The organism is Streptococcus mitis, assembly GCF_002096755.1.
Lineage (GTDB): Bacteria > Bacillota > Bacilli > Lactobacillales > Streptococcaceae > Streptococcus > Streptococcus mitis_AC.
This window is the reverse complement of the sequence record NZ_NCVF01000024.1, coordinates 44,172-70,595: the sequence shown is the minus strand read 5'-3', so window position 1 is coordinate 70,595 and position 26,424 is coordinate 44,172. Positions and strand designations below refer to the sequence as shown.

The 26,424-nt window shown below is 40.4% G+C and carries 24 protein-coding genes; 1 reads left to right on the top strand and 23 read right to left on the bottom strand.

What is annotated here, in order from left to right:
- Positions 1-317: 317 nt before the first annotated feature.
- From B7700_RS06490 to gyrA, 21 genes are all read right to left on the bottom strand, one after another.
- The gene (locus B7700_RS06490; protein WP_084887873.1) at positions 318-1,214 is read right to left on the bottom strand and encodes an aldose 1-epimerase family protein; all 897 of its coding nucleotides are present in this window, start codon (positions 1,212-1,214) and stop codon (positions 318-320) included.
- A 100-nt stretch (positions 1,215-1,314) separates the two neighbouring features.
- Complete coding sequence (locus B7700_RS06485) at positions 1,315-2,790, bottom strand: PTS galactitol transporter subunit IIC (protein ID WP_084887871.1); 1,476 nt, start codon at positions 2,788-2,790, stop codon at positions 1,315-1,317.
- A gap of 46 nt (positions 2,791-2,836) precedes the next feature.
- The gene (locus tag B7700_RS06480) at positions 2,837-3,142 is read right to left on the bottom strand and encodes a PTS sugar transporter subunit IIB (RefSeq protein ID WP_000590547.1); all 306 of its coding nucleotides are present in this window, start codon (positions 3,140-3,142) and stop codon (positions 2,837-2,839) included.
- A 38-nt stretch (positions 3,143-3,180) separates the two neighbouring features.
- Entirely contained in the window at positions 3,181-3,657 is a 477-nt protein-coding gene (locus B7700_RS06475) for a PTS sugar transporter subunit IIA (RefSeq protein ID WP_000521972.1), read from the bottom strand.
- 260 nt (positions 3,658-3,917) lie between these two features.
- Positions 3,918-5,741 carry a translation elongation factor 4 gene (gene lepA / locus B7700_RS06470; protein WP_084887869.1) on the bottom strand — a complete coding sequence of 608 codons (1,824 nt, stop codon included), beginning with the start codon at positions 5,739-5,741 and terminating at the stop codon, positions 3,918-3,920.
- Between the two features lie 78 nt (positions 5,742-5,819).
- Positions 5,820-6,548: a metallophosphoesterase family protein gene (locus tag B7700_RS06465; protein WP_045611522.1), complete on the bottom strand. Its 729-nt coding sequence runs from the start codon at positions 6,546-6,548 to the stop codon at positions 5,820-5,822.
- A 1-nt stretch (position 6,549) separates the two neighbouring features.
- Positions 6,550-8,217 (bottom strand): DNA repair protein RecN, encoded by a 1,668-nt coding sequence (gene recN / locus B7700_RS06460; RefSeq protein WP_084887867.1) that lies wholly within the window; start codon positions 8,215-8,217, stop codon positions 6,550-6,552.
- A gap of 6 nt (positions 8,218-8,223) precedes the next feature.
- Positions 8,224-8,655, bottom strand: a complete 432-nt coding sequence (locus tag B7700_RS06455) for an arginine repressor (protein ID WP_020900686.1) — start codon at positions 8,653-8,655, stop codon at positions 8,224-8,226.
- A complete protein-coding gene (locus B7700_RS06450) occupies positions 8,648-9,463 on the bottom strand; it encodes a TlyA family RNA methyltransferase (protein WP_084887865.1) in 816 nt (271 codons plus the stop codon). The genes B7700_RS06455 and B7700_RS06450 overlap by 8 nt, the downstream gene beginning before the upstream one ends.
- A complete protein-coding gene (locus B7700_RS06445; protein WP_084887863.1) occupies positions 9,456-10,331 on the bottom strand; it encodes a polyprenyl synthetase family protein in 876 nt (291 codons plus the stop codon). Before B7700_RS06445 ends, B7700_RS06450 begins: the two co-directional genes overlap by 8 nt.
- The gene (locus tag B7700_RS06440; RefSeq protein WP_084887861.1) at positions 10,328-10,540 is read right to left on the bottom strand and encodes an exodeoxyribonuclease VII small subunit; all 213 of its coding nucleotides are present in this window, start codon (positions 10,538-10,540) and stop codon (positions 10,328-10,330) included. Before B7700_RS06440 ends, B7700_RS06445 begins: the two co-directional genes overlap by 4 nt.
- Entirely contained in the window at positions 10,518-11,858 is a 1,341-nt protein-coding gene (gene xseA / locus B7700_RS06435) for an exodeoxyribonuclease VII large subunit (RefSeq protein ID WP_084887859.1), read from the bottom strand. The genes B7700_RS06440 and xseA overlap by 23 nt, the downstream gene beginning before the upstream one ends.
- Positions 11,859-11,985: 127 nt before the next feature.
- Positions 11,986-12,624, bottom strand: a complete 639-nt coding sequence (gene udk, locus B7700_RS06430) for a uridine kinase (protein WP_084888085.1) — start codon at positions 12,622-12,624, stop codon at positions 11,986-11,988.
- Positions 12,625-12,736: 112 nt separating this feature from the next.
- The gene (gene truB, locus B7700_RS06425; RefSeq protein WP_084887857.1) at positions 12,737-13,615 is read right to left on the bottom strand and encodes a tRNA pseudouridine(55) synthase TruB; all 879 of its coding nucleotides are present in this window, start codon (positions 13,613-13,615) and stop codon (positions 12,737-12,739) included.
- Positions 13,616-13,688: 73 nt separating this feature from the next.
- The gene (locus B7700_RS06420) at positions 13,689-14,489 is read right to left on the bottom strand and encodes a hypothetical protein (protein WP_084887855.1); all 801 of its coding nucleotides are present in this window, start codon (positions 14,487-14,489) and stop codon (positions 13,689-13,691) included.
- 9 nt (positions 14,490-14,498) lie between these two features.
- Positions 14,499-15,317, bottom strand: coding sequence for a hypothetical protein (locus B7700_RS06415; RefSeq protein ID WP_239822556.1), 819 nt, complete (start codon positions 15,315-15,317; stop codon positions 14,499-14,501).
- Between the two features lie 25 nt (positions 15,318-15,342).
- On the bottom strand, positions 15,343-16,617 hold the full coding sequence (locus B7700_RS06410; protein ID WP_084887852.1) for a DUF2130 domain-containing protein: 1,275 nt from the start codon (positions 16,615-16,617) through the stop codon (positions 15,343-15,345).
- Between the two features lie 95 nt (positions 16,618-16,712).
- A complete protein-coding gene (locus B7700_RS06405) occupies positions 16,713-17,993 on the bottom strand; it encodes an O-acetylhomoserine aminocarboxypropyltransferase/cysteine synthase family protein (protein WP_084887850.1) in 1,281 nt (426 codons plus the stop codon).
- 146 nt (positions 17,994-18,139) lie between these two features.
- The gene (locus B7700_RS06400) at positions 18,140-18,937 is read right to left on the bottom strand and encodes a formate/nitrite transporter family protein (protein WP_084887848.1); all 798 of its coding nucleotides are present in this window, start codon (positions 18,935-18,937) and stop codon (positions 18,140-18,142) included.
- 142 nt (positions 18,938-19,079) lie between these two features.
- Positions 19,080-19,823 carry a class A sortase gene (locus B7700_RS06395; RefSeq protein ID WP_084887846.1) on the bottom strand — a complete coding sequence of 248 codons (744 nt, stop codon included), beginning with the start codon at positions 19,821-19,823 and terminating at the stop codon, positions 19,080-19,082.
- Complete coding sequence (gyrA, locus tag B7700_RS06390; RefSeq protein WP_084887845.1) at positions 19,823-22,291, bottom strand: DNA gyrase subunit A; 2,469 nt, start codon at positions 22,289-22,291, stop codon at positions 19,823-19,825. Before gyrA ends, B7700_RS06395 begins: the two co-directional genes overlap by 1 nt.
- 194 nt (positions 22,292-22,485) lie before the next feature.
- Between gyrA and B7700_RS06385 the strand changes: the two genes are divergently transcribed.
- Positions 22,486-23,472 (top strand): L-lactate dehydrogenase, encoded by a 987-nt coding sequence (locus B7700_RS06385; RefSeq protein ID WP_000204728.1) that lies wholly within the window; start codon positions 22,486-22,488, stop codon positions 23,470-23,472.
- 317 nt (positions 23,473-23,789) lie between these two features.
- Here B7700_RS06385 and pyk read toward each other — a convergent pair whose 3' ends face one another.
- Positions 23,790-25,295 (bottom strand): pyruvate kinase, encoded by a 1,506-nt coding sequence (gene pyk, locus B7700_RS06380; protein WP_084887843.1) that lies wholly within the window; start codon positions 25,293-25,295, stop codon positions 23,790-23,792.
- A 56-nt stretch (positions 25,296-25,351) separates the two neighbouring features.
- Positions 25,352-26,359 carry a 6-phosphofructokinase gene (gene pfkA, locus B7700_RS06375; RefSeq protein WP_000820863.1) on the bottom strand — a complete coding sequence of 336 codons (1,008 nt, stop codon included), beginning with the start codon at positions 26,357-26,359 and terminating at the stop codon, positions 25,352-25,354.
- Positions 26,360-26,424: the final 65 nt, after the last annotated feature.

The window sequence follows — 26,424 nt, the reverse complement described above, 5'->3', positions numbered from 1 at the left end:
AAACCGCGTCAACGTCGCCTTGCCGTACTCAAGTACAGCCTGCGGCTAGTTTCCTAGTTTGCTCTTTAATTTTCATTGAGTATTACCTACAAAAAGCTTTCTAGCAGTTTATTGACAAATTGGATTGAACGAGATGAATGACACCTTATTCAAGTTTAGGAAACCAGCTTCCTAGAAATAATCTTTCTCTACGAAAGAAAATATAACAAGTGATTATTTGTTTGTTACAAACATCATTTGTTGCTTACAAACATAATATACTCCTATTTCTAGAAAAAGTCAACAGTTAGTGTTTGTTTTTATGTTTTATTTTTTAACTAAAAAATTTCGATGTCAAAACCAATTTGATCCACTTGACCAGGTTCTAGGAGGCGAACATTCTTCTTATCTTCTAGATGATCTCCTTCTTCAAGGGATGTTGACAAGCCAGACCATGGTTCAAAAGCAATGAAAGGTCCTTTATTCAAAGTTGACCAGATGATGAGATTTGGAAACTCTGCAAAGTGCACTTTCAATCCCTTATCATGTTTACGAGAACGAAGTGCAATTGTTCTAGATTGTAATTCATCTAAAGTAACTGCATCTGTGCTAAACAAATCATAGCTGAGGTCTACTTCTTTTTGACCTTCTAGCCATGGACTTCTATCTTGGAAATCCAACATACCTGTTTCTGGGAAAGGGTGTGGAACAGAGCAAGTCTCTTCTTTCTCAAACTCTAAATAGTAATCTTCATAGACTTCATCATCAAGTAGAGGACAATTAAATCCTGGATGGCCACCAATAAAGTAAGGCATGACCCTGCTAGTTTCTTTATTGAAAATCTTGTATTGAGTCCGTACTGTTTTACCAGTAAGGATATAAGTGATTTCTATGCGGAAATGATAAGGGTAGTTTTGATAACTATTCTCATCGTTTTCAATTGCAAAAGTTACACTGTTTTCCGTTTGTTCAACTAAGTCAAATTCTTTCTTGCGGACCAGACCATGACGAGGAATCTTTCCTTTACTTTCTTGCCCCTTCTCATCTATATAGACGGCTGTATCCTCTCTCAATGAACCACAAATAGGGAAGAGAACAGGAGCTTGTCCACTCCAATAAGTAGCATCTCCTTGCCACAAATACTCTATTCCCTCAGCATCTTTTATAGAAGACAGAGCCCCACCAAAACTGTTAAATTGAACACTTAATTGTTCTGATTTTAATTCAATTACCATTATTTTCTCCGATTTCTTGATAGTTTATAAAAAACTAGGCTGTCGCTCCTAATGGATGTCGACAACCTAGCTTAAACAATTTACATTTTATAGGAGCGCATTATTTTGCTTTTGCTGCGTACTCTTCGTTACGTTTGATCATTTGTTTTCTGTACCATGCAAAGATACCGATATAGAACACAAGGAAGACTACCGCACCAAGGATTGCTTTGATATCACCAGTTGTAGTGTTACCAATTGTCCAACCAAGAAGTTTTTCGATTGGTCCTTCAAGAGTTGAGTGAGTAATCAATTGAGTTTCACTCACACCTGCTGGGAAGGCACCTACACCTTTAGCAAGTTCTGTTGCAAATGGTGCGATAAGTGTACCTGAAAGAAGGAAGAGTGGCAACAAGAGTGTTCCGAAAATAATCATACGGAGCAATTTACCACGTGTTACAACCAAGAGAGCTGGAGTAACACCCATTGCGATGATACCTGCAAGTGGCAAGATACCATTTCCAACTTTTGAAAGAAGCACAGCTTCAATCAACATGATTGGTGCAAGTACGTTAGCACAAGCCCAGATTTCAGCACGACCAGCGATGAATGGCCAGTCAAGACCGATGTTGAATTTACGTCCTTGAAGACGTTTAGTAGCAACGTTTGTAATACCTTGTGATAGTGGTTCTACGGCTGCGATGAACCATGAACCGATAAGTGAGAAGAGTTCCAAAGATACACCGGCAGTCAAACCAAGAGACAACCATCCTCTGATAACAAGACGCCATTTATCTGCATCGGCAACACCTGCAATTGGATGTGGAGTTCCCATAATACCGATAACGATACCAAGAATGAAACCGATGAAGAATTTAGATCCCCAGAAACCGATTTTTTTGTTCAATTTAGCAGCGTCAAAGTCATATTTATCAAGTCCTGGGAAGAATTTTTCAAAAATCTTATCCAAAACCATGATAACTGGGTTCATCATGTAGTTCATGTGAGTTGATGTCATTGGTGATGAACTTGGTGCGTTAAGAAGGTCATCAAATGTAGGTTTCATCAAGTCAGAGTTGATAATTTTCAACACACCAACAAGGACGATAGCTGCTGTAGCAATAAAGAGTGAAACTCCTTGGCTCACACCATTGTTGTCTGCATACCATTTAATCAAAAGACCTGTGATAGACAAGTGCCAGATATCAAAGATATCAACGTCAAGTGTATCAGTTTTCTTCATAGCTAGCATCACTATGTTGACAATCAACATGATGAGCAAGAAGTATAGTGTCCAAGCAGATCCCCAAGTGATTGTTGCAAGTGGTGCCCAACCAACGTCAGTGATACTCAATTGGATACCAGTGTTTTCAACGAATTTTGCTAGTGATGCTGAGAAAGCAGTGTTTAGCATACCGATGATGGCACCGATACCTGTAAGAGCGATGGCAAGTTTGATACCACCTTCAAGCGCTTTGGAGAATTTCACTCCAAAAAGTAGAGCCAATATTGTCAAAATGATTAACATGATGACAGGACCACCCATATCTAAGACGGGTGTAAAGACCTTTTTGATTAGGTCAAAGATTGCATCCATAACAGTTCCTCCCTTTTTATGTTATATGAATGTTAACAAATTAGAATTAGCTTAATCCGTGTTCTTTAATAGCTGCTTCAATATTGTCAAATACTGGAGCACTCATAGCTGGGATACGGAATAAGATTGGTCCAGCTTCGATAACTGGAATACCTGGATCAAAACCAAGATCTGTCGCAGCAATTGGTGTGAAGATGTCATAACCTTTGATAAGATCTTCGTTAACGTCTTTGACCATGACTGCATCACAGTGAACATCAAAACCGCGGTTTGAAAGTTCTTCTTCAAGAGCACTTTTAATTTGGTGGCTTGAGTTAACACCTGCACCACAGGCAGCAAGAATTTTAATCATATGGATTTCCTCCGATTTAATATTTTTAATAGACAAGATTAAGCGATTGCTTCAGCAATATAAGCATAGAGAGCTTCTGGTTCAGAAATTTTTGATAGGTCTTCAAGATGACCATTTCCAGTAAAGAAGTCCATCAACTGAGCAAGAATGTTCGTTTGACTTGAACTTGAGTTATTAATGATAAAGAAGAGTAAAGATACTTCTACTTCCTTATCTGGTGCAATCATATTGTGGAAAGTCACCGGTTTATCCAATCGAACAACCACAACTTTTTCAGCTAGATTATGAACAATATCTGTATGAGGAATAGCCACATTCGGCAAATCCTTACCCAAAAATTCCATATCTAGGCCAGTTGGAAATGACTTTTCACGCGTGATCAAGGCTTCACGATAAGTTGGAGTTACGATTTCTCGTTCTTCCAATAAAGTTGCTACCTGATCAAAGAGATGTTCTTGATTATCCGCTTCTAAGCAAAACACAAGGTTTTTGTCAAAGAAATGATCTAATCCCATAAGGTTTCCCCTTCTTTCCATTAACTTTATGCTATAAGTATAACACTATATGAAATCGTTGTCAATATTTTTTTGTTGTTTTTTGTCTCTTTTTTTATATTTTTGTTGTTTTTATAGCTTGTTGCATAAAAACAAACATATAAACAAACAATTCAAACAATTTTTCTGTTCTAGAAATAAAAAAGCAGACTATTTAAGCCTGCTTTAAGATTGATTCTTATATAAATTTCCTATGAACAAGGAAAAGCAATTATGACAACTTATTCTTCATCCATACTCAAGACGCTAAGGAAGGCTTCTTGTGGAACTTCTACTGATCCGATAGCTTTCATGCGTTTCTTACCAGCTTTTTGTTTTTCAAGGAGTTTGCGTTTACGAGAAACGTCACCACCGTAACACTTGGCAAGTACGTTCTTACGAAGGGCCTTGATATCAGTACGAGCGACAATCTTGTGTCCAATTGCTGCTTGGATAGGAACCTCAAATTGTTGACGAGGAATAATTTTCTTAAGTTTATCAACGATGAGTTTCCCACGTTCGTAGGCAAAGTCCTTGTGAACGATAAAGCTGAGGGCGTCCACCTTGTCTCCGTTGAGAAGGATATCCATTTTGACCAGCTTAGATGGACGATACTCTGACAATTCGTAGTCAAAGCTAGCGTAACCACGTGTCGAAGACTTGAGTTTATCAAAGAAGTCGAAGACGATTTCAGCAAGTGGAATTTGATAGATGACATTAACACGGTTATCATCGATATAATCCATAGTCACAAAGTCCCCACGCTTGCGCTGAGCTAGCTCCATGACTGCTCCGACGAACTCCTGTGGTACCATAATTTGCGCTTTAACATATGGCTCTTCAATGGTCGCAATCTTAGTTGGGTCTGGGAACTCAGATGGGTTAGACACATCCATAGACTCACCGTCGGTCAAATTAACTTTGTAAATAACAGATGGAGCTGTCATGATAAGGTCAATGTTGAACTCACGTTCCAAACGTTCTTGGATAACATCCATATGGAGAAGTCCAAGGAAACCACAACGGAAACCAAATCCAAGTGCCTGAGATGTTTCTGGTTCAAACTGAAGACTAGCATCATTCAGTTGCAATTTTTCAAGGGCTTCACGAAGGTCATTGTACTTGTTTGACTCAATTGGGTAGAGACCCGCAAAGACCATAGGATTCATCTGCTTGTAGCCATGTAATGGCTCTGCCGCAGGATTGGTTGCCAAGGTAACGGTATCACCCACACGAGTGTCCTGAACCGTCTTGATAGAAGCCGCAATATAACCAACGTCACCAGTCGCAAGGAAATCACGACCAACTGCTTTTGGTGTAAAAATACCGACTTCTGTCACATCAAAGGTCTTGCTATTGCTCATGAGCTGAATCTTATCGCCAGGTTTAACAACTCCGTCCATGACACGCACTTGGAGAATAACCCCACGGTATGCATCGTAAACAGAGTCGAAAATCAAGGCTTTAAGAGGCGCCGTCACATCACCGGTTGGTGCTGGTACTTTTTCTACGATTTGCTCGAGGATATCTTCAATACCGATTCCAGCCTTGGCAGAAGCCAAAACTGCTTCACTGGCATCCAAACCAATCACATCTTCAATCTCTGTACGCACGCGCTCAGGGTCTGCAGCAGGAAGGTCAATTTTGTTAATGACTGGCATGATTTCCAAATCATTGTCCAAGGCTAGATACACATTGGCAAGGGTTTGAGCCTCAATCCCTTGAGCAGCATCGACCACCAAAATAGCTCCTTCACAGGCAGCGAGTGAACGTGAAACTTCATAAGTAAAGTCAACGTGCCCCGGCGTGTCAATCAAGTGGAAAATATAAGTTTCCCCATCTTTTGCAGTATAATTCAGCTCGATGGCATTCAACTTAATGGTAATCCCACGTTCCCGTTCTAAATCCATGCTATCCAAAAGCTGGGCCTGCATTTCACGACTTGAAACGGTCTCTGTTTTTTCCAAAATGCGGTCTGCTAGAGTCGATTTCCCGTGGTCAATATGGGCGATAATAGAGAAGTTACGGATCTTCTCCTGTCGTTTTTTCAATTCTTCTAAGTTCATGATTCTCTTCCTTTCAGGGTATCTATTTATTATAAATTGTTTTTGACATTTTGACAAGACCATACCCTGCCAGGAGTACTAATCTTCAGCAACAAAGCCGTCATTTTCGATAAAGTGGTGTTCTGTCATTCCTTGGTCTGTAAAGACAATCCCATGAAGGACACCACCATAAACAGCTCCTCCATCCATTCCAATCTTGCCATCTTCTGTAGTCCAAAGCTCAGCAGTACCACGCTCTTGCTTCAGCAAACCATAAACCGGTGTATGTCCAAAGACAATGGTTTTCCCAGTATGATTTTCTGCTTCGTGGAATGGTTTTCTGAGCCAGACTTTTTTATAATCTGTGGTTTCATGCCAGTCATCCAAGGTCAAATCAATACCTGCGTGAACAAAGATATACTTGTCTGTCTCTACCACAAATGGCATTTGACGAATAAATTCGACCAAATCTGCCGCTTCAGTAGCAACACGCTGGGCATCTTCTACTCCATCAACTGGGGCATCCAAGGGACGACCTAGGATAGAGTTAATAGTTGTATCTCCACCATTACGACGATAGTGGTCATAACTTTCTTCTGGGTTATCGAGCCAAGTCAGAAACATATACTCGTGGTTTCCTGACAAACAGATCGCCCCTTGATTGTCCACTAAGTCCTTAACCATTTCTAGAACACGGCGACTATCTTCACCGCGGTCAATCAAATCCCCTAGAAAGAGCAACTGGGTCTGACCATCCCATGTTTTGAGAAGGTCTTCCAGCATCCCAGCTTTTCCGTGAACATCTCCAATTACATAATAGTCTGTCATCTTATTTCTCCCTGTTTCTCAACAATTCTCTGGCTTGCGTCAGGGCTGCTTCCGTCACATCATCACCTGCCAACATCTTGGCAACTTCCTCCACTCGCTCTTCAACCGTCAAGAGACGAACAGTCGAAACTGTTGAATGTTCATTGCTAATCTTCTCAATAAAAAATTGATAATCTGCAATCGCAATCACTTGTGGCAAATGGGAAATAGCCAGAACCTGACCATGCTGACCAATCTTGTGAATCTTCTGTGCAATAGCCTGAGCTACACGGCCTGAAACTCCTGTATCCACTTCATCAAAGACAATACTTGTCTTGCCTTCTTTACGTGAAAAGGCTGACTTAATGGCTAGCATGAGACGAGACAATTCTCCGCCAGAAGCAACCTTGACCAAGGGCTTAAAGTCTTCGCCAGGGTTGGTTGAAATGTAAAACTCGACCATTTCATTTCCCTCACGACTGAATTTGCCCTTGCTAAAACGAACCTGAAACTGGGCTTTTTCCATATAAAGGTCCTGCAGTTCTTGTTTAATCTCAGCTTCAAGCTGCTGAGCTAAATCATGACGAGCAGAGGCAAGCTGACCTGCCAAATCAACAAGATTGACTTCCAGTTTCTTAAGCTCTGCTTCCATGTCCTCAGAAGAAAGATTATTGCCTGTCAAGAGATTGTATTCTTCCGTAATCTTGGCAAAATAAAGCAAGACATCATCAACAGTCCCACCATATTTACGGGTAATGGTATGAAGGAGGTCCAAACGATTCTCAACCTGCATGAGACGATTGCCGTCAAAATCAAGGTCCTCAATGATAGCTTCTAAACGCTTGCTAATGTCTTCTAAGACATAGTAGGTCTCAGACAGAGAGCTTGAAATTTCACGGTATTCAGGGTCGTACTCTTCGACACTCTCCATATCATTCATGGCCGAACGAACATTGGCCAGACTCGAGAACTCTTCATTGTCCAACATACTATAGGCATTGGTCAACGTATCCGCAATATTTTTATGGTTTAGAAGTTTATCTCGCTCTTGATTGAGAGTCAAGTCTTCACCTGCTTGCAAGTTTGCTGCCTCAATCTCTGCCATTTGAAATTCCAACATTTCGATACGTGCCTTGTGTTCCTGTTGGTTTTTCTTGACTTCCAGAACCTGCTTACGCATTTTACGGTAGGCATCAAAACTCGTTTGATAGGTTTCTTTCAAGGCCCAAAAGGCTGTATCACCAAATTCATCCAACATCTGGATATGCAGTTGGGGACGCATTAACTCTTCTTGGTCATGTTGACCATGAATATCCACAAGATGTTGCCCAATAGCACGCAAAACAGACAGATTGACCATCTGGCCATTCACACGGCTGATACTACGACCATTTTGCAAGATTTCTCGACGGATGATAATTTCATCACCCATTTCCAAACCTTGCTCATCAAAAATTTCCTGTAAAAGGCGACTATTCTCAACTGAGAAAAGCCCCTCAATCTCTGCCTTTGGCGCACCATGACGAATAACATCTGTCGTCGCACGAGCCCCCAACATCATATTCATGGCATCAATGATAATCGACTTCCCTGCGCCTGTTTCACCAGTCAGGACAGTCATTCCCTTTTCAAAATTGAGGGAAATAGCCTCAATAATGGCAAAGTTTTTTATCGAAATTTCAAGTAACATATAGACCTACCAATTTTTTACTTGTTCAAAGATTTCCTCAGCTAGACTTTCACTTCTGGCAATGACTAAAATCGAGCTATCATCAGCCAAGCAACTAAAAATCTTGTCCGCAAAAGTCTCGATTAACTGAGCCTTTACAAAAGCTGTATTTCCTGGGATGACTTGGAGATTGATCATCTTATCCATCAATTCAGCTGACTCAATATTGTCTTCAGCTAGTTGCAAACTTTTTACGATTGATTTTGGCAATTCATAGACATAAGTATTGTCTCTCAAAGGAATTTTGACAATACCCAGCTCTTTGATATCTCGTGATACCGTTGCCTGAGTGGCAGTGATACCTGCCTCTTTCAAATGTTCTACTATTTCTTCTTGCGTACCGATTTGATAATCTGTCACAAATCGTCTAATTTTTTCAAGTCTCTCTTTTTTATTCATTTTTAAATTGACTATGCGCCCTCTCTACTACTTCTTCAATTTCAGCAAGAACCTGGTTGCTTGCTGACTCTTCTTTTTTTAAATACGCTAAAAACTCAATATTTCCATGTCCACCTTGGATCGGAGAAAAGTCCAAACCAAGAACTGAAAATCCTTTCTCTACTGCCATAGCTGTGACAGATTCAAGGACATTCTGATGGACCTTAGCATCTCGAATGATTCCATTTTTTCCAATCTGCTCACGTCCTGCCTCAAACTGGGGCTTAACCAGAGCCACGACCTGACCTTGATCTGCCAAGACACGGTGCAAGGCCGGAAGGATCAAACTGAGAGAAATAAAACTCACATCAATACTGGCAAAGCTCGGTTCCTTTTCGAAATCAGTCTTTTCAGCATAGCGGAAATTGAACTGCTCCATGCTGACAACTCTTGGGTCTTGGCGTAATTTCCAAGCCAACTGATTGGTACCAACATCAACTGCAAAGACTAACTCAGCACCATTCTGCAACATGACATCGGTAAAACCTCCAGTAGAGGCACCGATATCAATCGTTGTAGCTCCTTCCACTGACAAATCAAAGACCTGCAAGGCCTTTTCTAATTTCAAGCCACCACGGCTGACATACTTGAGTTTCTCCCCCTTGAGTTTTAGCTCGGTGTCACCTGGAATTTTCTCTCCTGGCTTGTCAAACCGTTCTCCATTAAGGACTGCTACGACTAGGCCAGCCATGACACCACGCTTGGCCTGCTCTCTCGTTTCAAACAAGCCCTGTTTATAAGCTAGTACATCCACTCTTTCCTTAGCCATTGATTCTCAAACTTTCTACTACTTTCACAATCGATTCTATCTTAAAGGGAACATACTGGGCAATTTCTTCTAATTTGACATTAGCTTGATCCAAAGTCTGGTTACAAAAGGCAATAGCCTCTTTCAAGCCCAACAAAGCAGGATAGGTTGATTTTTCTGCCTGTAGGTCCTTTTGTGGTGTCTTGCCAATTTCCTCAAAACTAGCTGTCACATCCAGTACGTCATCTCGAACTTGAAAAGCAAGCCCAATCAATTCACCTACAGTTTTAAGTTTTGCCTGCATCTCAGGTGCCAATTCAGCTATAATAGCAGCTGCTTGGAAGGGATAGGCTAGTAATTTCCCAGTCTTATTGGCATGAATAGTCTGAAGTTCTTCCAAAGACAAATGCTGATGTTCGCCCTCCATATCCAAAATCTGCCCTGCTACCATGCCTAGACTTCCTGAAGCAAGAGATAAGTTTGCAATCAAGTTTACCTTTATCTGACTTGGCAAATCTGCCTGCGCTATCAAGGCATAAGGATCTAGGAACAAGGCATCTCCTGCCAAAATGGCCATTGCTTCGCCGAATTTCTTATGATTTGTCAAGCGTCCCCGACGGTAATCATCATCATCCATAGCTGGAAGATCATCGTGAATCAAGCTCCCTGTATGAATCATTTCCAAGGCCGCAGCTACCTGCGCGTGAGCAGGTTTGATGGCAATATGCAAGGCTTCCAGAACTTCTAACAAGAGAAAAGGCCGAATACGCTTGCCACCAGCATGAATGGAATAGAGAACAGACTCTCGCAAACTAGAGGCAAACTGCTGGTCTCCATAAAAATCTTCCAAGGCTAACTCGACAAGAGCTAATTTTTCTTGCTTTTTCATTCAAAATCACTTTCTGTTCCGTCTTCTTGCATGACCTTGACCAAGGTCTTTTCAGCCTTGTCCAGCGTAGCTTGGAGCTCTTTTGACAAGACCATACCATTTTGAAAGGCCGCAATCGCATCTTCCAGAGCAATTTCACCATTTTCCAAACTTTGGACAATGGTCTCCAGTTCTGCTAGATTTTCCTCAAATTTCTTTTGTTTTGACATCTTTAACCTCTAATTCTACTTGACCATCTCGCATCAAAAGCGTCACTTGGTCTTTTTTCTTCAAACTCCCAACCGAATCTACAACGGACTCTTCTTTCTTGACAATAGCATAGCCACGCGCCACGATTCGACTGGTATCCAACATCAACAAGGCTTCCGAAAGTCGCTTCACTTCAGCAACCTTAGCATCATAAACCAGCGCCATTTGGCTGCTTAAGAGCTTATCCAACTGACCAAGACGGTCTTGATAACGTTGAATTTTGACAATAGGTGATAATTGCACTAGTTGATGAGTCCTTGCTTGGACGACTTGTTTGTTATCAGAAATCCGTGTTCGCAAACTTTGTTTTAAGCGCAATTGTAATTGGTCTAGCCGTTGCAAATAGCCATCATACAAGCGCTCTGGCTGTCTAAAGATAACAGACTGACTGAATTTTTTCAAAGCTTCTTGTTTCTTAGATAGGACATTTCGGACTGCTGTTGCCATCCGTTTTTCCTGATTTTGCAAATGAGCTAATACATCCAACTTGGTCACAGGGGTTGCCAGTTCAGCAGCTGCCGTTGGTGTTGCAGCTCGACGATCCGCCACAAAATCTGCCAAGGTCACATCTGTCTCATGCCCCACACTAGAGATAACTGGCAAACGAGACTCAAAAATAGCTCGTACCACAATTTCTTCGTTAAATGCCCAGAGATCCTCAATGGAACCTCCTCCACGACCAATAATCAGCAAATCCAAATCGTCCCGTTGATTAGCACGCGCAATATTTCGAGCTATTTCCTCTGCTGCTCCATCTCCTTGAACCTTGGTCGGATAGAGGAGAATGTCGACACCTGAAAATCGCCTGCTGACGGTCGTGATAATATCTCGAATAACAGCTCCACTGCGACTGGTTACCACACCAATTCTCTTAGAAAATTGAGGCAGAGGTTGCTTGAAGCGTTCTTGAAACAGGCCTTCTTCTGTCAATTTTTTCTTGAGTTGTTCAAACTGAATCGCAAGCGCCCCGACCCCATCAGGCTCTGCCTTTTCAATGATGATGGAGTAGCTACCACTTGGTTCATAGACCTGCACACGCCCAATCACGTTGATCTTCATCCCTTCTTCCAGGTCGAAACCTAATTTCTGATAAATCCCAGACCAAATAGTCGCTTGAATAACTGCATGGTCATCTTTTAGGGAGAAATATTGGTGAGTAGGTCGTTTACGAAAGTTGGAAACTTGACCAGTTAAATAGACCCGTTCCAAGTAAGGGTCTTTATCGAATTTCATTTTCAGATACTTGGTCAAAGTTGTTACCGATAAATACTTTTCCATCTCCACCTACTATTCATTTTCTTGCTCTTTCATGGGTATTATTATACCAAAAATATGCCTAAAAATCTCCATTTATGTACCATTATGAAGGAAAAATAGAAAAAGGAGGCAAGGCCTCCACATCTGTTTATTTGCTGTTTCGAGCTTCTTCCAAAATCTTTGCAATCTTGGTTGTCAAAAGGTCAATAGCCACTGTATTGCTGACTCCTTCAGGAATGACGATATCCGCATACCGCTTAGTTGGTTCGATAAACTGGTGGTACATGGGTTTGACCACACCTAAATACTGGTCAATAACGCTATCAAGGCTACGGCCACGCTCTTCCATATCACGCTTGATCCGACGAATAATACGCACATCGTCATCTGTATCCACAAAAATCTTGATATCCATCAAATCGCGCAGACGCTTGTCCTCCAAGACCAAAATCCCCTCAACGATAAAGACATCTTGAGGTTCTTGACGATAGGTGTTGCTGCTTCGTGTATGCTCTGTATAGTCATAAGTCGGGATGTCCACCGGACGCCCTGCCAACAATTCCTTAATCTGCTCGATCATCAAGTCTGTATCAAAGGCAAAAGGATGGTCATAGTTGGTTTTGACACGCTCTTCAAAGGTCAAATGAGACTGATCCTTATAGTATGAATCATGCTCAATCATGGAAATCTTTTCATCAGGAAAATGCGATAAAATGGCTCTTGAAACACTGGTCTTACCACCACCAGAACCGCCTGTCACTCCGATAATGATTGGTCTATTTTGCATGCTATCCTCCGTTTTTTTATCCATCGTCTATTCTATCATATTTTTTACAAAATTTATAGTCTGGTTTGGATAGTTTAGGGGAAACAATTCCAATTCCTACACTTCAATTATACTAGCTAAAAACCTTCCTTGGTTTGTAGAGATTATCTCGCTTCTCTAGAATGGCAAGCAATTTGTCATCTTCAAAGGCAGCCAATTCTTGTTCTGTTTGTTCGAGTTCAATAAAACGACCAAAGCGTACTTCTGTAGCCTCTTCTTGAGTTAGGAAAACTTTGACAAGGTCACCTGTTCCAATCTCTAAAGGATGGAGAAAGTCCAGTTGACCAGCCTCTACTTTTTCAGTAATTTCTTCCAAGGTAAGAGCATCTTCTAGTTGCAAACCAGCTGCACTAGTCCGTGTTAGATGTGACATATGGGCAGCATAGCCAAGTTTTTCTCCCAAATCAACCGATAAGGTACGAATATAGGTTCCCTTGCTACATTTCACACGAAAAGTAAAGCGTGCAAGATGACCCTCATAAGAAATCGAACTTGTCCGCTCAAATTGATAAATGGTCACCTGTCGTTCTGGACGCTCTACTTCCTGACCAGCACGTGCATACTCATAGAGCTTGCGACCATTGACCTTAACCGCAGAGTACATAGGCGGAATCTGATTAATAGGCCCAATCAAACTCGTAATCGCTTCATCAACAATTTTTTCATCCAAGGGCGACAAAACAGGCGTTTCTGCGACTACTTCCCCACTGGCATCCTCCGTCGTCGTGGAATAGCCAAGAGTAATTTCCCCCTCATAGACTTTGCCCTCGTCCTGCATAAATTCGACCATTCGAGTCGCCTTGCCAACCGCAATGGGCAAAACACCCACCACATCCGGATCCAAGGTCCCACCATGACCAATTTTCTTGGTTCCCAAAATCCTACGCAGTTTAAAAACCGCATCATGCGAGGTCATCCCCGCTTCTTTTTTTAAGTTGATAATACCGTTCATTTTTGCTTTCTGATTTCCTTTTCACTTTACATCAACATATTCTATCTTAGACAGATTTTAAAACTATATCAGCTCATTTTTCTAAATATTTCCTAGCTTCCTGCACACAAAAGAGTTCTGGATTTTCATGTGCTATACTTTCAAACAAACTACGGGCACGCTCTTCATCTCCTTTTATCTGTGCATTGAGAGCGCCGTAATAAGAAAACATGATTCGAGCTAGCTTACTTTCTGGTTCAGTAATGTCAAAGTAGTCGTTTGCTTCTTTATTGAATACAATATCTTTTATTGCTTGGGCTTGAGCAACAAGTTTAGCTTTGCCTCCTTTAAGATCTGGTGCCTTGGACAATTGTTCCTCAAAGAAAGCAATATCTTGCGCATCTTGAAGATGAATGGAAACTTTTAATAGTTCAAAGTTTGATATTAAAAACACATGGTTTCTGAATCTCTTCCAAATTTTCTTCAAATCATATTTGGACATGTTTTCCTTAGCTGATTGAAAATCTCCTTTTAGATAAGCCACTTGACCTTGGATAAATTGGTAATACTCACGATATGTTGCTCTAAAGGGCTTAATAGATTTTTCTGATTGAACTCTGAACATGTCTACATAGAGCTTAAGATTAATAGAATCGTTTAACACTAAATCAATAACTTTTCTAGATACAAATCTTAAATAAAATACAAAGCCGAGAACTAAAAAGACAATAACTAATAATATGAATCCCAATATTTCCAAATTGCTTTGAAATACTAAGCATACTGCCATCACATCCAAAACAAGTCCAATAATTGAGCAAATTAGAATAGTCCTATCAAGTTGTAAAAGAGTGTTTTCTGTCGCGCTACTTACTATTTTTTTTACTAATTTCATATATTACTCTCATTTCACTAATTCTAAATATTTTTTCGCTTCCTGAACATAAAAGAGTTCTGGATTTTCATGGGCGATACTTTCAAACAAACTACGGGCACGTTCTTCATCTCCTTTTAATTGGGCATTGAGAGCGCCGTAATAAGAAAACATGATTCGAGCTAGCTTACTTTCTGGCTCAGTAATGTCAAAGTAGTCGTTTGATATTTTATTGCAATAGATATCAACAATAGCCTTTAAACTCAAAATTTCTTCCTGATATTTAAAAATTTTTGATTGAAAGTTACTTGTTAGACCTTCAATTTCTACCATCAATTCTTGCAATTCCATACAATCATTCAAATGAACCAAGTTTAGGATACTATAATACTTGATATTAAAAACATAGTACAGATTTTGGGATTTTTTTAGATTACTATTTTTTATTTTATTCAGCAATTCTAAACTATCTTGGAATAGTCCTCTATAAAAGGATACTTTTGCATTTGCCAAATATTTGGGAAGAATCTGAACATTTCTATTTAAAGAATTTGCATCAGCTCTAGCAACTATATCCTGATACTTTGTTAAATTGATATCCTCAAATAAAATATCAATTAAAGCCCTATCTAGTAATAATTTAGATAGAAGAATAAACAATATAAGAAGGGCAAGAAATACTGTTAATACCTTTGTGTAAGTGGTCGATGAATGGTTAAAAATATAAACATAAAACATTACTGTTGAAAACACTAAAAAATACAGCAAATATTTAAATATAATTTTAAGAAAAATTAATTCTATTTTATCAGCTGACCATGTTCTAATAATTTCTACAACTTTTTTCATATAAATCTCTGTTCCTAAGGGAATTTTACTCCCCCTTCAGTGCTTCAAACTTCGCTTTCATAGTTGGATTTTTCCGGGTCAATTTTTTAACGGAAACATCTTCCAGTTTATTGTTTGCAAGGCGGAGTTGGTTTTCAGATGTAGTTAGGAATTTCTTAACCTCTTCCATGCGTTTGATGGCCTTGTCGATTTCATCAATAGCTTTACCAAAGTTTGTCGAAGCTGAGTTGTAGTTCTTGGCAAAAGCTAGCTTGAAAGCATCCAAATCTTCCTCAAAATGCGTGATATCGATATTTTGCTCCCGAACCAAGGCCAACTCCTGCTTGTATTTTAGGGAATTAAGCGCCGCATTTCGCAAGAGGCCAATCAACTGGATAAAGAATTGAGGACGAACCACATACATCTTTTCATACTCGTGGCTGACGTCAACAATCCCTGTGTTAAAGTAATCGTTATCTGCTTCTAACATAGTCACCAACACGGCATATTCGCAGTTCTTTTCACGACGGTCCTTGTCTAATTCCTTGTAGAAATCCGCGTTCTTGTGCTTCTTCTCTGTTCCATCCGCTTCATTTTTCATCTCAAACATGATAGAAATGATTTCAACTCCATTTTCATCACTCTCACGGAAGATAAAGTCCCCCTTAGACCCACGCGCAGAGACCTTGTTATCCTTCTCAAAGTAAGAATTTGGAAAGGCGAAACTACGGACCTTGTTAAATTCACTCTCTGCATACTGTTCTAAACTTTCCCCAATCGCTTTTGTAGATTGTTGAGCCTTAAAATTCTTGTAAAATTCGACTTGTTCACTTGCTGCCTTGAGCTGGGCTTCGTAGTTTTGCTTAACAGAAGCAAGAGAAAGCTCGTTTTCTTTTTCTTGTAAAAGAAGCTGATTTTTAACCTGATCCCGCTCTTTTTCTAGGTCAGAAAGGGTCTTTTGCAGTTGATTTTCATGCTCCAAACGCAAGGTTGCCAATTGGTTTTCCAAGGCCTGTACTTCCTTATCCTTAGCCAATAAGGCCTCATGGCTTATCTGTTCAACCTCTTTCTTGGCCAATTCTTTTTCTGTATCAAAGTTTTGGATTTGACTCTGTAATTGCGCAATTTCTTGGTCTTTTTGAGCTAGTTTAGACTGTTGTTCATTCATGGCCTTTTGCTCAGCCAAGGCCAGTTCCTGCTTCATGCGATCGTGCAATTCCTTATCAAACTCTGCTGTTCTCACTTGGGACAAAAGTTCGGCATACTGACTTTCATTTACTGTAAAGACTTCCCCACAGTTGGGGCATTTGATTTCGTTCATAACATTCCTCTTTCTAGACTTCTTTATCCATTATATCATGCCTGAGGGAAAATCAAAAACAGCGAGTCGAAACCCACTGTTTATCTTCTTTTTCTTTAAATTTTTTCCAAGGCCAAGCGCAAATCTTCGATCAAATCATCTACATTTTCAAGTCCAATAGACAAGCGGATTTGGTTTGGTGTAACACCTGCTGCTTCTAGGTCTTTTTCAGACAATTGACCATGAGTAGTTGTTGCTGGATGGACAACAAGCGATTTAGCATCTGCCACGTTTGCTAGGTCAGAAAAGATTTCTAAATTATCAATTACCTTGCGTGCCTCTGCCTCCCCACCTTTGACATGGAAGGTAAAGATTGAGCCCACACCTTTTGGCAAGTATTTCTCAGCCAAAGCATGGTAAGGACTATCTGCCAATTTTGGATAGTTAACTTTTTCTACCTTAGGATGGTTGACAAGGAAATCAACAATTTTCTCAGCATTTTGTACATGACGTTCCACACGAAGTGAAAGGGTTTCAAGTCCTTGAAGCAAGAGGAAGGCATTAAATGGTGACAAGGCTGCACCTGTATCACGAAGCAATTGGACACGGACAGCGATAATAAAGGCTGCTGCACCCACATCACGAGTATAGCTCAAGTTGTGGTAGCTTGGATCCTCGTCAACAAATTGAGGGAATTTCCCTGAAGCCGCCCAGTCAAAACGACCGCTATCGACAATCACTCCACCAATAGTCGTACCATGCCCACCGATAAACTTAGTCGCAGAGTGAATGGCAATATCTACACCGTGAGAAAAGACGTTAATCAAATAAGGTGTAGCAAAAGTATTGTCAGAAACAAGTGGAATCTGATACTTATGAGCAATCTCTGCCAATTTTTCCAAATCTGGAATATTAATCAAGGGGTTACCCAAGGTTTCAATTAAGACAAGCTTAGTATTGTCTTTGATAGCTGCTTCCACTTCCTCTAAATTATCCACGTCCACAAAGGTTGTTGTGATACCATAACGAGGAAGTGTTTCTTTCAAAAGATTGAAGGTTCCACCGTAAATAGTTGATGCCGCTACCACATGATCACCAGCATGGGCAAGTGCCAAAATCGTATAAGTCACTGCGGCCATACCTGATGCTGTTGCAAGAGCTCCAACACCACCTTCAAGGGCAGCAATTCTTTCTTCAAAGGCAGCTGTTGTAGGGTTGGTGATACGAGTATAAATGTTCCCTGGTTTTCTCAAGGCAAACAAATCGGCACCTTCCTGCGTGTCATCAAAAACAAAGGATGTTGTTTGATAAATCGGCACTGCACGAGACTTGGTAGCTGGATCCACAACTTGACCAGCATGCAGTTGTAAAGTTTCAAATTTAAAATCACGAGTCATAAGGCGACCTCCATATAGTTTCATTAAGGATATTGTAGCACCTTAAGCTATAGTTTACAAATATCAGTTTTCTATATTTTGATATAAGAAGTGGCTATTAGTTCTTACAAAATCGAAAAAAGCACGAATCAATCGTGCTCATTTTCTTAATCTACATAAGTATCTTCATTTTTATTGAGGAAGGCATATGGAAGACCCATCAAGAGGCCTCCTCCGATAAAGTTTCCAATAAAGGTTACCCCCCAGTGACGAAGCATATTTCCAACACCGAAGTTAGCAATTGAATCAGCAGCAACACTGAATTTTACAATCGCGAAAGAAGCAAAGTTCGCCGCAATGTGCTCGTTTGTTAAGAATACAAACATGTAAATCGCTGACAACACAAGCCAAAGTTTGGCACCACCATCTTTGACCAAAACAAATGAAAGAATCGCAATATTTACGAAAATATTTGCCAAAATCGCCTCAAGCAAGATTAATTCACTTGAACGGCCTAACTTCATCTCAACAGCCCCTGAGATGAAACTATCGTGAGTCAGATGTGCATAGGCTGCTGAGTGGGCAAAGCCCCAACCTGCTATCAAGGCCCCGATAAGGTTGAACAAGGTACAGTAAAGTAAAATCTCAGCCGTTTTTCTCCAAGAGATTTTTTTCAAGAAACTACCAGCAGTCAAGAACATCATATTTGATGTTACCAACTCGGCATTCAAGAAAACAATGTAGGCCAAGCCCCAAGCAAAGACAAATGGGAAGAGGAAACGTCCACTACCTGGTGCAATTTTATTAATCAAGTCAGCCCCAACTGCACCAGCAGCTGTACTGAAAGTTAAGAATGCACCTGCAAACATCGAACGAATCGCATACTTAAATTTGCTTTGACTATAAAGACTTTCCTTCTTCTTGCAAGCAAATTCAATCTTTGAGATAAATTCTGAAGAAACCATAATAAACTCCTAAAAATTTTTTACCTGATAATTATATCACAAACTTTAGAATTAAGGAAGCGTTTTCTGTATTTCATAACAGTTTATTTTGAAATTCAATCTATAAAAAATCAGTAAAACCTAAGATTTTACTGATTTATCTTTAATAACGTTGTTTATATGGTTGATTGAAAGCTGTTAGAATTTCTTCAGGTGTTTGTGAATAATCTTTTGTATCTTTCAAGTCACCTTTTACGATAATACGTTCTGTCGCATCATAGTCAACACAGGTTACAAGTGTGATTTCATCAACTCCAGTACGGTCATCAATCTCATCAACGCGATCTGGAGTCACATGCTTCACTTCACGGATTTCATAGGTATAAACTTTATCCTTATCAGTAAGATAAATTTTCATCCCATTTTTAGCGCGTGATAATGGAGAAAAGAGCATTTGACTGGCATTTTCTGCTGTAAAGATGTGGTGGCTCGCAAGTGAATAGTTTCCTTTCCCCATCACTTGGTCACGCTTCATTGTACCAGCTCCATAGAAGAGATTGACATTATCAAGCCCCTTAAAAATAGGCAAGTTAATTTCTACTTCAGGAATAGCAATCCCACCAATAACAGGCAATTTTTGCGAATCCCATTGTGAGGATAGGACAGCTTCTGACGAGATGGCTTTTACGGAATCAAAGTCAAAATTCCCTTCTGTATCTTGATTTTCTTCCAATTTTTCTTTTGATACCTGGCTGACTTGGTATTTATTGGTATTCCAAACCATGAACATATCACGAATTTTTGAATTGAAAATCAAAGCCACTGACAAGATGATTAAAAACCCTGCCAAGAAATTGATTAGTAAATTTTTACGGTTTGTTTTCTTTTTGTTCTTTTTATGAGACATTATGCTTCACCTTCTATTTCGTTTTCAGTCCCAACTTCTTCTTTTTCTGCCGCTGCAACCGTCGTAAAGGTCACAATTTTAGCATCTTGGTCCAGGCGCATCACTTTAACTCCCATAGTTGAGCGACCTGTTTGTGAAATATTGGCAACGTTGGTTCTAATCATGACACCAGTATCAGTGATAATCATCAAATCTTCATCGCCTTTAACTGTCATAAGTCCAGCAAGAGAACCGTTTTTTTCTGTAATCTTAGCGGTTTGCATCCCTTTACCACCACGACCTTTAGTTGGATATTCGGTCGCAACTGTGCGCTTACCATAGCCCTTTTCTGTGATGATAAGAACCTCGTCCTGGTCTGTAATCACACTAGCACCAACAACTGTGTCTCCGTCACGAAGGTTAACACCTTTCACACCAGTGGCGATACGACTCATACCACGAACAGCTGATTGATTAAAGCGAACTGCATAACCAAACTTGGTACCAATGATAATATCCGTTTCCTCTTCTGTTAGTAAGACATTAATCAACTCATCTTCATCTTTAAGATTCAGTGCTTTAAGTCCATTTTGACGAATGTTAGCAAATTCCTTAACGCTGGTTCTCTTCACAATACCATGACGGGTTGTGAAGAAGAGATAAGCATCATCACTACGTTCAGACTCAACATTGATGATGGTCTGGATACTTTCACCTTCATCTAATTTCAAAAGATTGACGATTGGCAAGCCCTTAGCTGTACGACCATACTCAGGAATTTCATAGCCTTTCAGGCGATAAACACGGCCTTTATTTGTAAAGAAGAGTAGGTGATCATGAGTGCTAGTTGACACTAACTCTCGGACAAAATCATCATCCTTAACACCTGTACCTTGAACACCACGACCACCACGTTTTTGAGCGGTGAACTCAGCTTGGTCGAGACGTTTGATGTATCCCTTATTAGAAAGTGTAATCAAGACATCCGTTTCTTCAATCAAATCCTCATCTTCGAGGCTTAAGACTTCACCGACCATCAATTCCGTACGACGTTGGTCACCAAATTTACGTTTAACTTCATCTAATTCATCTTTAATGATTTGAGAAACACGTTCCGGCTTAGCTAGAATATCTGCTAAATCCGCAATCAGAGCCAAGAGGTCATCATACTCAGACTGAATCTTATCGCGTTCCAAACCTGTCAAACGACGAAGACGCATATCAAGGATGGCCTGACTTTGACGTTCAGAAAGCTTAAACTTACTCATCAACTCAGCTTGTGCTTCCGCATCTGTTTCACTAGCACGAATGATACGAATCACTTCATCGATATAGTCTAGTGCGATCAAGAGACCTTCTAAAATATGAGCACGTGCTTCCGCTTTTTCCTTATCAAAACGTGTACGACGAACAACCACTTCTTTTTGGTGCTCGATATAAGCATCCAAAATCTGACGAAGAGACAAAATCTTCGGTACCCCATTTTGAATCGCCAACATATTAAAACCAAAGTTAGTTTGCATCTGGGTCATCTTGAAAAGATTGTTGAGGATAACATTGGCTGAGGCATCGCGCTTAACTTCGATAACAAATCGAACACCTTCACGGTTTGACTCATCACGTACCGCTGTTATTCCCTCAATGCGTTTTTCCTGAACCAAACGAACAATATGCTCATGTACCTTGGTTTTATTTACCATGTATGGAAATTCTGTCACAACGATGCGCTCACGGCCAGTTTTAGTTTCTTCAATTTCAGTACGAGAACGAAGGACAATAGAACCTTTACCTGTTTCATAAGCCTTATGAATACCTGATTTCCCCATGACAAGGGCACCTGTTGGAAAATCTGGACCAGGCAAAACTTCCATCAAGTCCTTAGTAGTCACTTCAGGATTGTCCATGACCAACTTCACTGCATCAATGGTTTCACCCAAGTTATGAGGTGGAATATTTGTTGCCATCCCAACCGCAATACCAGTCGCTCCATTAACCAAAAGATTTGGAAAGCGCGCTGGCAATACCAAGGGTTCACGTTCATTGGCATCGTAGTTATCAACGAAATCAACTGTATTTTTATTGATATCACGAAGCATCTCCAGAGCAATCTTGCTCATGCGTGCCTCGGTGTAACGTTGGGCGGCAGCACCATCACCATCCATGGAACCAAAGTTTCCATGGCCGTCGACAAGCATGTAACGGTAACTCCACCATTGAGCCATGCGGACCATGGCTTCATAGATAGAGGAATCCCCGTGTGGGTGGTATTTACCCATGACGTCCCCTGTAATACGAGCAGATTTTTTATGGGGTTTGTCTGGAGTAACACCCAATTCATTCATTCCATAGAGAATCCGACGGTGAACAGGTTTCAAGCCATCTCGAACATCAGGAAGGGCCCGCGCTACGATAACACTCATGGCGTAATCGATAAAACTCGTCTTCATCTCCTTTGTCAGATTGACATTCACTAAATTTCTATCCTGCATTAATAAATGCCTCATTTCACTATTAGTAATTAACTATATTATACCATAATGTCCGCTATATTTCAGGTATCTAAAATCACTAAAACGTTTACATCAAGAACTGAAATGCATATCCGTGACAAAGCTTTTTAAAAGTGATAGAATTAAAATAACTGGGGAAATCCCTGAATAAAATTAAGGAGATGTTTAGAATAATGACTTCAACTAAACAACACAAAAAAGTTATCCTTGTCGGTGATGGTGCTGTAGGTTCTTCTTACGCTTTTGCACTTGTTAACCAAGGAATTGCACAAGAGCTTGGAATTATCGAAATTCCACAATTGCATGAAAAAGCTGTTGGTGACGCGCTTGACCTTAGTCACGCCCTTGCCTTCACTTCACCTAAAAAAATCTATGCAGCTCAATACTCTGACTGTGCAGACGCTGACCTTGTTGTAATCACTGCAGGTGCGCCTCAAAAACCAGGTGAAACTCGTCTTGACCTTGTAGGTAAAAACCTTGCTATCAACAAATCAATCGTAACTCAAGTTGTTGAATCAGGTTTCAAAGGTATCTTCCTTGTTGCTGCTAACCCAGTTGACGTTTTGACTTACTCAACTTGGAAATTCTCTGGTTTCCCTAAAGAACGTGTTATCGGTTCAGGTACTTCACTTGACTCAGCACGTTTCCGTCAAGCACTTGCTGAAAAATTGGATGTTGATGCTCGTTCAGTGCACGCCTACATTATGGGTGAACACGGTGACTCTGAGTTCGCTGTTTGGTCACACGCTAACATCGCTGGTGTAAACCTTGAAGAATTCCTTAAAGACACTCAAAATGTTCAAGAAGCTGAATTGATTGAATTGTTCGAAGGTGTTCGTGACGCAGCTTACACAATCATCAACAAAAAAGGTGCAACATACTACGGTATCGCAGTAGCCCTTGCTCGTATTACTAAAGCAATCCTTGACGATGAAAACGCAGTACTTCCACTTTCAGTATTCCAAGAAGGTCAATACGGAGTTAAAAACGTCTTTATCGGTCAACCAGCTGTTGTTGGTGCACATGGTATCGTTCGTCCAGTAAATATCCCATTGAACGACGCAGAAACTCAAAAAATGCAAGCATCTGCTAAAGAATTACAAGCTATTATTGACGAAGCGTGGAAAAACCCAGAATTCCAAGCTGCTTCTAAAAACTAATTTAGATAGAAATAACTCCTTGAGTCATCAGGGAGTTATTTTTTATCTGTATCTAAACTAAATATTTTAGGAAGTTTGCGTGAAGAAAACAACATCCCTTTAAAAGCTATTATGACGCGGATTTGGAATAATGCCGCTAAGACGCCCCATCAAATCAACACTCACATTATTAAAGGTCTGGAGCAAGCAGTGCTTGACGCACTTGATACCGTCGCATTAAATCGAAAGTAAAAAATTTTGCCCCATTTTTGCCCCATGGACAAAAAAAGCCCATCATACAGGCTAGAAAGCTTAATATGATAGGCTTTTTATTTTAATTAACGTACTGTGCGGATACGCATTGTGTTTGTACGTACAGCTTCTCCAAGTGGTACACCAGCTACGATAACGATATCATCACCAGATTGTACAAGACCTGCTTCAACTGCTTTACGTTCAGCAATTTCAAACATATCGTCAGTTGATGATGGAGCATCTGTCAACATTGGGATAACACCCCAGTTCAACATCAATCCACGTTCTGTCAATTCGTCGAATGTCAATGCCAAAATGTCAGCATTTGGACGGTACTTAGAAATCAAACGTGCAGTGTGACCTGTCTTAGTAAGAGTTACAACCAATTTGATATCCATTGAGTTAGTAGCATCTTTAACAGCTGAAGCCATTACTTCTGTCTTAGAGTTACGTTCAAATGAATCTGAGTTCAAACGACCGTATTCGTTAAGAAGAGTTTGAGCGTTCTTGTCGATTGTAGCCATTGTAGTTACTGACTCAAGTGGGTATTTACCGTTTGCAGACTCACCTGAAAGCATTGTAGCGTCAGTTCCGTCGATAACAGCGTTAAATACGTCTGATACTTCTGAACGAGTTGCACGTGGTTTTTCAGTCATTGTTTCAAGCATGTTTGTTGCAGTGATAACAACTTTACCTGCAGCATTGACTTTAGTGATAATCATTTTTTGGTAAACTGGAACCATTTCGAATGGTACTTCGATACCCATGTCACCACGAGCGATCATGATACCATCAGCAGCTTCGATGATTTCATCCAAGTTATCGATACCTTGTTGGTTTTCGATTTTAGCGAACAATTGAACATGTCCATTTCCAGTTTCTTCACAGATTGCACGAACTTCGTTAACGTCTTTTGCAGTACGTACGAATGAAATCGCGATGAAGTTGATACCTTGTTCAAGACCGAAGCGGATATCATCGTTATCGCGTTCAGCAAGTGCTGGGAAAGGAATTTTAGTGTTAGGGATGTTAACACCTTTTTGTTTAGCAATTACGCCATCGTTTTCAACTTCAACTTCAAATTCACGAGTTGCATCATCTTTAGCAACCACACGAAGACCAAGTTTACCATCGTCAACCAAAACTTGACGACCAACTTCAACATCATCATAGATATCAAGAGCACCAGCAACGTTCAATGCAATCACATCACGAGTTGATTTGATTCCCTGTTTAGTTGCAACACGGATTTTCTCACCAGTTTTGTATGAATACTCTTTAGCTTCACCTTCGAACAATTCTGTACGGATTTCTGGTCCTTTTGTATCAAGAAGGAAACCAACTTTTTTACCTGCAAGTTTTTCTGCAAGTTTAACAGTTGCCATACGCTCACCTTGTTCTTGGTGGTCACCGTGTGAGAAGTTGAAACGGAATGTGTTAGCACCAGCTTCAATCAATTTGGCAATGTTTTTAGCTGAAGCTTCAACATCAAGTTTTTCACCCCAGTATCCGTCATCACCAAATTCTTTACCACCACGGATTTCTACCGCAGGTCCCAAAGTTGCAACGATTTTTACACGTTTATTCATGATTTTTGTGACTCCTTTATATATGACCTTTTTGGTCTTATTAACTAAATTATAAATTATGACAAGCTCTTATTCAAGCTAGATAGCTCAAGGTCAGCCTTGTGTGGGTTGTTAACCACAATCTTACCATCTGCAGTAAGGCTAAACAATGCTCCTTCTTCTGCAGTTCCAAGAATTGGGTTTTCAACCATTTTCTCGTTACGGATACCAACCGCAACACCACCGATACCTTCTTTAAGAAGTTTAACAGCATGGGCACCCATACGTGACGCCAAAACACGGTCACGCGCAGTTGGAGAACCACCACGTTGAATATGTCCAAGTTCTGTCACACGAAGGTCGCTTGTATCCCCAGCTTCTTTTAGTTTTTGACCAAATTCAGCTGCAGACATTACACCTTCTGCCAAGACGATGATGTTGTGTTTTTTACCACACTCATAACCACATTTAATGCTTTCTACGATATCTTCAATCTTGAAGCCTTCTTCAGGAATGATGATTTCATCAGCACCAGTTGCGATACCTGCCCAAAGAGCGATATCACCTGCGTTACGTCCCATAACTTCGATAACAAAAGTACGACGGTGACTTGATGACGTATCACGAATCTTATCGATAGCATCCATAGCAGTCGTAACCGCTGTGTCAAAACCGATTGTGAAGTCAGTACCAACGATATCGTTATCGATTGTACCTGGAAGACCGATAGCTGGGAAGCCATGCTCAGTCAAACGCATAGCACCGTGGTAAGATCCGTCACCACCGATAACAACTACACCTTCAATCCCGTGTTTTTTCAATTGCTCAATCCCTTTAAGTTGCCCTTCAAGTTGAGCGAACTCTGGGTAGCGAGCTGAGTGAAGGAAAGTACCACCACGAGAAATGATGTCTCCTACTGAAGCTGCATCTAGGGGATGAATTTCACCGGCAACCATACCAGCATATCCGTCATAGATACCAAACACTTCCATTCCTTCTGAAATTGCTTGACGAACAACTGCACGGATGGCAGCGTTCATACCAGGGGCGTCTCCACCACTAGTCAAAACAGCAATACGTTTCATATTGGTTATGCTCCTTTTTCTTTTAACATTCTTACTGATTATACCACATTTACGTTGAAAATTCT

Bases quoted from the DNA above. Each gene is read 5' to 3' on its own strand.
- gyrA (WP_084887845.1), bottom strand. From the start codon at position 22,291: ATGCAGGATAGAAATTTAGTGAATGTCAATCTGACAAAGGAGATGAAG.
- recN (WP_084887867.1), bottom strand. From the start codon at position 8,217: ATGTTACTTGAAATTTCGATAAAAAACTTTGCCATTATTGAGGCTATT.
- B7700_RS06400 (WP_084887848.1), bottom strand. From the start codon at position 18,937: ATGGTTTCTTCAGAATTTATCTCAAAGATTGAATTTGCTTGCAAGAAG.
- B7700_RS06445 (WP_084887863.1), bottom strand. From the start codon at position 10,331: ATGAAAAAGCAAGAAAAATTAGCTCTTGTCGAGTTAGCCTTGGAAGAT.
- B7700_RS06475 (WP_000521972.1), bottom strand. From the start codon at position 3,657: ATGGGATTAGATCATTTCTTTGACAAAAACCTTGTGTTTTGCTTAGAA.
- lepA (WP_084887869.1), bottom strand. From the start codon at position 5,741: ATGAACTTAGAAGAATTGAAAAAACGACAGGAGAAGATCCGTAACTTC.
- B7700_RS06415 (WP_239822556.1), bottom strand. From the start codon at position 15,317: ATGAAAAAAGTTGTAGAAATTATTAGAACATGGTCAGCTGATAAAATA.
- B7700_RS06450 (WP_084887865.1), bottom strand. From the start codon at position 9,463: ATGGCTAAGGAAAGAGTGGATGTACTAGCTTATAAACAGGGCTTGTTT.
- B7700_RS06395 (WP_084887846.1), bottom strand. From the start codon at position 19,823: ATGTCTCATAAAAAGAACAAAAAGAAAACAAACCGTAAAAATTTACTA.
- B7700_RS06485 (WP_084887871.1), bottom strand. From the start codon at position 2,790: ATGGATGCAATCTTTGACCTAATCAAAAAGGTCTTTACACCCGTCTTA.
- pyk (WP_084887843.1), bottom strand. From the start codon at position 25,295: ATGAATAAACGTGTAAAAATCGTTGCAACTTTGGGACCTGCGGTAGAA.
- B7700_RS06405 (WP_084887850.1), bottom strand. From the start codon at position 17,993: ATGACTCGTGATTTTAAATTTGAAACTTTACAACTGCATGCTGGTCAA.
- B7700_RS06420 (WP_084887855.1), bottom strand. From the start codon at position 14,489: ATGAAATTAGTAAAAAAAATAGTAAGTAGCGCGACAGAAAACACTCTT.
- B7700_RS06455 (WP_020900686.1), bottom strand. From the start codon at position 8,655: ATGAATAAAAAAGAGAGACTTGAAAAAATTAGACGATTTGTGACAGAT.
- B7700_RS06480 (WP_000590547.1), bottom strand. From the start codon at position 3,142: ATGATTAAAATTCTTGCTGCCTGTGGTGCAGGTGTTAACTCAAGCCAC.
- truB (WP_084887857.1), bottom strand. From the start codon at position 13,615: ATGAACGGTATTATCAACTTAAAAAAAGAAGCGGGGATGACCTCGCAT.
- B7700_RS06465 (WP_045611522.1), bottom strand. From the start codon at position 6,548: ATGACAGACTATTATGTAATTGGAGATGTTCACGGAAAAGCTGGGATG.
- B7700_RS06440 (WP_084887861.1), bottom strand. From the start codon at position 10,540: ATGTCAAAACAAAAGAAATTTGAGGAAAATCTAGCAGAACTGGAGACC.
- xseA (WP_084887859.1), bottom strand. From the start codon at position 11,858: ATGGAAAAGTATTTATCGGTAACAACTTTGACCAAGTATCTGAAAATG.
- B7700_RS06385 (WP_000204728.1), top strand. From the start codon at position 22,486: ATGACTTCAACTAAACAACACAAAAAAGTTATCCTTGTCGGTGATGGT.
- pfkA (WP_000820863.1), bottom strand. From the start codon at position 26,359: ATGAAACGTATTGCTGTTTTGACTAGTGGTGGAGACGCCCCTGGTATG.
- B7700_RS06490 (WP_084887873.1), bottom strand. From the start codon at position 1,214: ATGGTAATTGAATTAAAATCAGAACAATTAAGTGTTCAATTTAACAGT.
- B7700_RS06410 (WP_084887852.1), bottom strand. From the start codon at position 16,617: ATGAACGAAATCAAATGCCCCAACTGTGGGGAAGTCTTTACAGTAAAT.
- udk (WP_084888085.1), bottom strand. From the start codon at position 12,624: ATGCAAAATAGACCAATCATTATCGGAGTGACAGGCGGTTCTGGTGGT.